1 pseudogene is annotated in these 553 nt (G+C 63.7%); it reads right to left on the bottom strand.

The features are described from left to right. Positions 1-318 precede the first annotated feature (318 nt). Positions 319-553, bottom strand: a pseudogene (locus H928_RS27985) (heme biosynthesis protein HemY); the annotation flags it as partial.

The following is a 553-nucleotide window of genomic DNA, read 5'->3' as shown; positions in this document are numbered from 1 at the left end:
GGGTTTTTTTCGTCGTGTTAGCCATAAAAAACGCTGCAGCGGTAGGCCCAGCGGTATTGTTTGAAGCGAGTGTAGGAGCGGATCAACCGGTAGAAGTTCAGTCTGATTGATGGCGAAGTTCAAATTAATTGAATTGATCGATCGTCTGGTGGCGAGTTCCAGAACCAATGCACATAAGCATATGCCGAGCAGGCGCAAACCCGCGCTGCGCACTGGTACGCATACAACAGCGGGGGCCGGGACTTTGTATCGCCTTGTATACCGTGCTGGGGCAGCGGCGCCCCATACGGGGCGCAACGGGGCCTGACCGGGTCTGCCTCAGGCTTGCTCGCCGGCGAGGGCTGCCTGCTTCCAGGCCTGGGCGGCCGCAGCGGCATCGCCCTGGTACTCGGCCTGCCGGGCCAGGTGCTGCCAGGCGCGGCGGCGCAGCGATTCCTCTTGCAGCGAAGGGGCAGCCTGCTGCAGCCACTGCTGGGCCTTGCCCCAGAGCTGGCGCTGCAGGCAGGCGCAGCCGGCCAGGTACTGCAGGTAGGGGTCATGGGGGCGGCGCTGC

The sequence above is a fragment of the Comamonas sp. B-9 genome (assembly GCF_000410635.1).
GTDB lineage: Bacteria > Pseudomonadota > Gammaproteobacteria > Burkholderiales > Burkholderiaceae_C > Comamonas.
This window is presented reverse-complemented; position numbering and strand designations above follow the sequence as displayed.